Origin of the sequence: Limosilactobacillus sp. (assembly GCF_051873075.1) — a bacterium.
Lineage (GTDB): Bacteria > Bacillota > Bacilli > Lactobacillales > Lactobacillaceae > Limosilactobacillus.
Genome location: NZ_JBJEEM010000075.1, coordinates 1 through 5301 on the forward strand (window position 1 = coordinate 1; position 5301 = coordinate 5301).

Annotated in this window: 6 protein-coding genes; all 6 read right to left on the bottom strand. The window is 47.5% G+C overall.

The genetic code is table 11. The features are described 5' to 3' along the window. Nucleotides 1–884 (bottom strand): phage major capsid protein (locus ACI31J_RS07575; protein ID WP_439773816.1); only part of this gene is annotated, 884 nt, incomplete at its 3' end. After that, nucleotides 884–1609 (bottom strand): head maturation protease, ClpP-related, encoded by a 726-nt coding sequence (locus ACI31J_RS07580; RefSeq protein ID WP_439773817.1) that lies wholly within the window; start codon nt 1607–1609, stop codon nt 884–886. The genes ACI31J_RS07580 and ACI31J_RS07575, both read right to left, overlap by 1 nt. Then, nucleotides 1590–2741: a phage portal protein gene (locus ACI31J_RS07585; protein ID WP_439773818.1), complete on the bottom strand. Its 1152-nt coding sequence runs from the start codon at nt 2739–2741 to the stop codon at nt 1590–1592. Before ACI31J_RS07585 ends, ACI31J_RS07580 begins: the two co-directional genes overlap by 20 nt. Nucleotides 2742–2758: 17 nt before the next feature. Further along, nucleotides 2759–2938 carry a DUF1056 family protein gene (locus tag ACI31J_RS07590; protein ID WP_439773819.1) on the bottom strand — a complete coding sequence of 60 codons (180 nt, stop codon included), beginning with the start codon at nt 2936–2938 and terminating at the stop codon, nt 2759–2761. After that, on the bottom strand, nt 2931–4805 hold the full coding sequence (locus ACI31J_RS07595; RefSeq protein ID WP_439773820.1) for a terminase large subunit: 1875 nt from the start codon (nt 4803–4805) through the stop codon (nt 2931–2933). The genes ACI31J_RS07590 and ACI31J_RS07595 overlap by 8 nt, the downstream gene beginning before the upstream one ends. 13 nt (nt 4806–4818) lie before the next feature. Continuing rightward, on the bottom strand, nt 4819–5274 hold the full coding sequence (locus tag ACI31J_RS07600; protein ID WP_412141772.1) for a phage terminase small subunit P27 family: 456 nt from the start codon (nt 5272–5274) through the stop codon (nt 4819–4821). Between the last annotated feature and the right edge of the window lie 27 nt (nt 5275–5301).

The window sequence follows — 5301 nt, forward strand, 5'->3', positions numbered from 1 at the left end:
TCCAACCGATATACATCTGGCTGAGTAACATCACGCTGGAGCATGTAACGACCTTCGGCATCCTTAACCTTGGACAGTACATTGTAACCAGATTGGTTAGTTACAAAAGTTGCACTTGGCATAATGGCCGGGTCAAGGGTGTTGTTTTCCAGGTCCTTGATGTCGTCAAAGTTAGCAATAGAAGGCTTTTTGCTTGGCTTGCCCATCGCTTCGATGATCTTAGCGTTACGAGTAACCGTAACCTTCTTAGCAATCCATTGTGACAGCCATGCCAGGATATTTTCCACGGTGTCCTTAAGCAAGGAGTTAGTAACCGTCTGGATAGCGGCGTAACGGTGGATAGCGTACTTGATCAGAGTCAATTCTGGATCGTCCATGTCCGGAATAGCAGCGGTTTCGTCGTCCAAGTCGGTCATTGGAGTGATGTCAGAGATCTTCTCGTAAGTCCGGGAACCGGTAATGGTAGATACTGATTCCACGTTAACCAAGTTTTGCAGAGTAGCGAATTGCCGTACCAACTTGTTGATAGCGTATTGAATGTCGTCTGGAATGGTCAGGCCACCGTTACCGGCACCAGTCTTACCAGAGGTAACCATATCCTTGAAGTCAGCAACGAACTTATCTTCGATAGATTGTTCCTTGTTGTTGAGAGGCTTCTTGTCCTTAGTGTCCATGTTCTTGACTTCGAGGGCCCGTGCTTCGTCGAGCTGGTCCTTGATTGCGTCACGTTGAGCCTTAGCATTATCGCGTTGGTCCTTAAGTGCCTTGAAGTCATCGTCAGGCTTAAAATCGTCGCTCATCACGCGCAGAGACAGTTTGTTGTCCAGATCAGACACCTTTTGGCCGGTGGCGATCCAGGCTTCGTTTAATTCATTAATCCCCATTATTCTTCTTCCTTCTTTCCTAATAAAATAGCCAGCTTCTGGTCTTTGAGACTAGGAGTTGGCTTTTTCTTATCTTCTACAGGCGTTTCCACCTTGTTTTCTGGCTTGGCACTACGTACTTTAGCCAAAGTACTTTTGATCTTATTAATTGCATCGTTGCTCAGAATGGGTACCCCAACCGCATTGACCAATTGCGGTTGCTGAGAACCGACTGACACATTATCAGCAAAGCCTTTATCAACGGCATCCTGAGCCGTCATCCAGGTTTCGTTGGACATTAATTGAAGAATATCGTTACGGTCCATTCCAGTCTTAGCTTCATAAGCATTCACGATTGACTGATCAGCTACGTCCATCATTTTAGAATCATGGGCCAGATCGTCAGCGTTTCCTTGTGAAATGGTAGAAGCTTTGTGGATCATCATCTGCGAGGTAGGTGACATGTTGACCACATCCCCCGCCATTGCAATTACAGAAGCAGCAGAAGCCGCTAAGCCTTGAATGTTGACTGTTACCTTGCCGGCATAATTCTTCAGCATCGTATAAATTTCAGAAGCGGCAAAAACTGAACCGCCGCCGCTGGCAATATCGACTTCCACGTCTTCATCAGGATCATTAAGAGCATCTTCGACCTTGCTTGGGCTCACACAATCGTAGCCAAGCCAGTCATAGATCTCTGCGTCATCATTGCTGACAACAGCGCCTTTAACCTTGATCTTCGTCATCCTTGTCACCTCCTCTCGTTGGTTCTACCGGTTCCGTTGGTTTCGGCAAGTTCTCCGGCAGATATCCAGCCTGCTTAAGTGACCAGCTGGCCTGGTTAGCACCAAGCACGCCGTTCTTCCGTAAACTGGCAATCTTGTCAGCATAATCATCACCAAGCGGATCAACTGACGGCCGCAAATCTAACTCCACGCCTGCATTGAGCTTATTGTTAAGCTCGCCAGTAATTGATTTAGCGAATCGGGACAACGACTTGGTGTAGTCAGAATTCATCATCTGAACAGATGATTGCTGGTCCCCCGTTCCGTTGATGATGCTGTCTGATACACCGTAGACTTTAGCGATCTGAGCGCCCGTCCAGTTAGCTTGGTTAAGCAATTGAGCAACGTTATTCTGAACTTCCAGCGGTGTATAGTCTTCCAGATCGTCCAGGACAATTGGCCCGTTCTTGGAGCTAGCTGTCTGTCGCATGAATGACCGTGACCGAGCGGCCTTCTGCTTTTCATCAAGCAAGCCACCATGCTGGATCTTCAAGACACCAGGTGCCATGATTGATCGGGCCAATGCACTTAAAGTTAATTTGTTGGACTGGTCTTTGATCTGAAGCTCATCGCTCAACGCCGACAGTGGACTGATACCAGTCTTCCCGCCGTTACGAGACATTAACCGAATATGGATCATATTGCCTTGCGGAACAGCTTGCATCGGGCCAATCCCCGGTTCGTCAAAGTCAACGTTATAGATCAGCCCAGAACCATCTTCTAGTAAGAATGGCTGTACCTGTGACGGCCGTAAGTATTCCCAGTACAGGTCCAGGCCATTATCATTGCGCCAGCGGTAAGCGAAGCACTCACCACCCAGCAGTAGTTGTGCATACATTGATTGCCAAAAAGCGTGGGCATTGCTGGTTTTGGTGGGGTTATTGAGAATCCCCTGGGCACGTGGTGCGGTAGCTTTCAGCTCTCCGTCAGCTAGATCAGCGCTGAGTTGATAGACAATTGAGTAGATATCACTGTTTTTCAGTGCCGTTCGAGCATCCACATAGTGCGTGTCATCAGGATTCAAGAAATGGAGGATGTCATTATCATCGGATAACGCCATCCCCGTCGTTGTTTTCTGGTTAAATAACGGCAAAGTTTCTCACCTCCTCTCTATTGAAGGCTAGCCGCTTTCTCCGCTAAATAACCAATAGCGACTAGGCCAACCGCCACACTAAAAATGCCTGCTACAAAATTTATTAAGAAAAAGCCCCAAACGGCAAAACCGATTGCAGCTAAAAAACATATCAAATCACAATAGCGCCATAAGAAGGCGAAAATCTGTCTAATCAAGCAAACCACTATCCTCACTTTCAAACCACTTCTTAACCTGTTCGGCCGTCATTCGATCGACTTGCTGAGACTTGTCATTGGCAATGCCGAAGTCTTCAAAGTGATACATTCCTTGGTACAGAGCATCGATAATGGCATCAACCACATCAATCTTGAGCGTGGCCTTAGCCTTGTCGACCTGGATACCGATCTTGTCCTCAATCAGCTCCGCATTGACCAGAGCTTTCTCCATGATCTTGTCATCTAACCGACTAACATTGCCCTCGACAAAGATCTTCTGCAAAAACTTTGTTGAGTCTTTCAATTCCGAGGTACGTTGGCGGATAGCTTCCAATGGATAATCAGTATTGATTTCCATCTGTTTAATCGCCGTCGTGGCTCCCCAAGCATCGTAGCCGAAGAAGATGACTTTGAGATTATTCTCTTCCACGTAGTTCAGCAACCAGCTATAAACCTGATCGTCATTAATCAGCCCTTGGGGATGACTGGTGATCGTGCAGAAGCCTTTCTTAGCTAGTGAACGGTAATCAATGCCGTCCTGTTTTTCCTTAGCTTGAATGGACCCGGCTTTTTCCCACGGAATAAAACTATGTTGTTCAACGTGCCACTTCTGCTTGCCGTGCTCATCCTGGTAAGGATAGACAAAGGCAATCGCCGTGTTATCGGAAAACATGGAGTAGTCGAAGCCGATATAAACCTGCCGCCCTCTGATATCGAAGCTCGGAATGATTGCCCGCTCAATATCAGACAGTTTCAGGTAGGAATTGGTAGCTTCCTGCAGCCAGAGATTGAGATTTTTGTTCTGGAAGTCGTCAATCGTTCCGGCCAGCATATCAGAGTCCCGTTTATCCCGAAGGCCGTCCATCAAAACATCCTTCTGATCAGACAAATAAAGCAACGGGTTAGACTTAACCCAGGTGTCTTCCTTAAAGGTTTCGTCTAGACTATCCTGCGCCCAGATCAGCCCCAGCGTTCGGTCAGCGTCTCGGCTGTAGTCTTGCTCCATTGCTTGCTGAATCATCTTCTGCTCGCTATGGAACGGCACAGAGGGGTCAGGATAAGACGTTGAAATCTCAATGTACTGATGATTAGGTACCTTGACCTGCCCGGAGGCAATCTTTTTTGTTCCCTCACGAGTAGGGATGTTCCCTACCTCATCAAAAACAGCTGTTGTGAAGTGATAGGAGTCGTATTTACCGGACTTAAAAGACAACGGGCGCAGGTTGTTATTGAACTTGCGCATCGTGATCCCGCTATGGTCATGCATGACCAGCTCATCTTCCTTAGCCAGCGTCGCAAACACTGGTTGGTCCTCGATAATCTTCTTCAGCATACTGTTGATATAACCGTAAAGCTTACCAGTCTGATCGTAGTTTTCAGCCGTAACCAGAAAATCCTGGTTAGACAACCCCATGGACTCGATCAGGAAAGAGTAGCACATATAGATCGCCATGAGGTAGGTCTTGCCTTGTCCACGCGCAACCGAGAGAACGACACGAGTAAACCGCTTAGTATTCAGTTCATCCCGCCAGCCAAACAACATGGCGAAGATGAATTTCTGCCAGTCCATTAACTTAGTTGGCTTACCGGTGTCAACGTTTGGCGCGATTGACGCGAATTTGAGAATCTTATCGACCTCGCTGATGTCGTAGTGGTAGGAGAAGTTTGTGGTTTCAGCCCGCCGAAGATCTTGAACGTGGCGAAAAGCGGCCAGTTTCATTAGATAGCCAGTCGTAATCTTCTCATCTAACACCTTGAAGGCATATTTAGTGCCAGGGTCCTGGTATTTATCCCGGATATTGCTCCAGTCAATGTTGTGGTAAGCCCCTAATACGTCATGGGACTGAGTAAGATCAATCTTTTCCACGCTCATTCACCTCCTAGACCAAGCCGGATTCCTTAAGTTGTTCAGCGACTGACTTTTCTTTCTTACGACTGGCGATTTGCATTAATTCCTGCCGGCTCTTCGGTGACAGCCCTAGCTGTACTCCAACCGAGTTGAGTTGGCTGAGGGCGTCTTTCATGGTGGCCACTGCTGGGTTCTTACGGAAGCCTACGAAGTCCTTGCCCACGATCTTTCCAGAAGAGTCTTGTAGTGAAGTAAAGATTTTGGCTTGAATGCCGTTCTCCTGGATATCTTGGTAGGCATTGCGATACATTTCGTAGTTAGCGCAGTATTGCTCGACCAAGCCCACGTCAATTCGCTCAACCCGTCCGGTCGACTCTAAAAAAGGCACGATCTTACGCCAGCAGGCGCTTGCTAGGGTGCCCAAATAATGGGGCGGAGTAGGCGGCAAATGCCCGTTATTCTGCTTAAAATAGACCTTTTTCGTCATTAAATGGGCCTCCTTTCATCGTGATTA

Bases quoted from the DNA above. Each gene is read 5' to 3' on its own strand.
- ACI31J_RS07580 (WP_439773817.1), bottom strand. From the start codon at position 1,609: ATGACGAAGATCAAGGTTAAAGGCGCTGTTGTCAGCAATGATGACGCA.
- ACI31J_RS07600 (WP_412141772.1), bottom strand. From the start codon at position 5,274: ATGACGAAAAAGGTCTATTTTAAGCAGAATAACGGGCATTTGCCGCCT.